This is a genomic window from Gammaproteobacteria bacterium (assembly GCA_003696665.1).
Taxonomy (GTDB): domain Bacteria; phylum Pseudomonadota; class Gammaproteobacteria; order Enterobacterales.
This window is the reverse complement of record RFGJ01000305.1, coordinates 1-1,229: the sequence shown is the minus strand read 5'-3', so window position 1 is coordinate 1,229 and position 1,229 is coordinate 1. Positions and strand designations below refer to the sequence as shown.

Below are 1,229 nucleotides of genomic sequence, written 5' to 3'. Positions count from 1 at the left end.
CTGTAGCAGTGCTGTCCGTTTCATGGCTCTCCTCCTGCCTCAACCATGAACCGGACAAACCTTGTGCTACAAATCCGGACAGTTTACGTGTTACCAACATCGGTTTTTGCCTCGGCATAAATGACCGAGAAAGTCTCCAATCTCCATGTTTATAACCTGGCAGACCAGGGGGAAGATTTGGCATAGCGGGGGTATCTTTAACCCACAACCAAAGGTGGCGGAACACGCCCACTACGGTCTCACCGTCACGGAGACTCCTACGTCGGCTCCCCTACGATCGCTGACTAGGCCATGAGGCAACAATATCCCAAATCAGAAGTGTTATTTAGCGAAGGGCCACGCAGAGTGGCTTTTCAGATAGCGCTCGAATCGACTCCATCAACGGTACGACAAAAACAAACGCTACAGCCGTCCTGCTCCCGAAGTGGCGTGCATTGCCAAAGGGAATGTTCACAAGAAATACGAGTTCGGCGTCCCGCCGGTCGTCAAAGGGCCACCCGGGGAAGATGTGGGCATTAAGAGGCTCAGCTTTCCCTGCGCCACAATTCCCCTTCGGGCATGGCTCAAAATACTCATCGGTTATGGTCCCCTTGGGTTGGCCATCTTGGCGCTGTTTGACCGGCGCGTCAGGAACCCCCTTGGCATCGGGCGCACAGGTTCGGGTGAGGAAGGCCCCTTCAACATGGTGCTCCCTGAGAGCGGGCTGGGAAAGTCGCTTTGGGCCTCGGGAGCGTTGAGCTTTTCCATCACGGCCTCCAGGGCTGATTCTGTGAAAGGGGCTTTTCTGTGGGAGGGCCAGCTGCAAGGTGGCTATGGGAAGGCATTTGCGCTCAGGCTACTTGACGGGACCTTGCGCAATTGGGTAGTGTCCGAGGCCTGTGAGCCTGAAGGAGCAGACAGGGGTTCACGTAATCACCGAGGATTCAGCATCGTTATTTGGGGGGCGACGTTCGGTGACGACTTTGGCAACAGGGGGGGGCAATACAACTTTCCCACGAAAAACGACAACCTGGATGTCGTCATCGCGCTTCCTGAGCGGTTGCCCCGAAGGTCACGAAGCAAGGACTTCTAAATTTAAAAAACGCAAAAAAGAACATAAAACCTTTAATTAAAACGCAAAATCAAAAAATTTGACTGGCTGATTTTTGGTGGGATAACAGCTCTTTAGGTCTGTTTTTGAGGTTTTATCATTTTCAGCAAAAACGGCCTCCGGAGCCAAAGGTCACAGG

1 protein-coding gene is annotated in these 1,229 nt (G+C 53.1%); it reads left to right on the top strand.

All coding sequences use genetic code 11. The annotated features are described in order from the left end of the window. Window positions 1-424 precede the first annotated feature (424 nt). Window positions 425-1,072: a hypothetical protein gene (locus D6694_08295; protein RMH42170.1), complete on the top strand. Its 648-nt coding sequence runs from the start codon at window positions 425-427 to the stop codon at window positions 1,070-1,072. The last annotated feature ends 157 nt before the right edge of the window (window positions 1,073-1,229 follow it).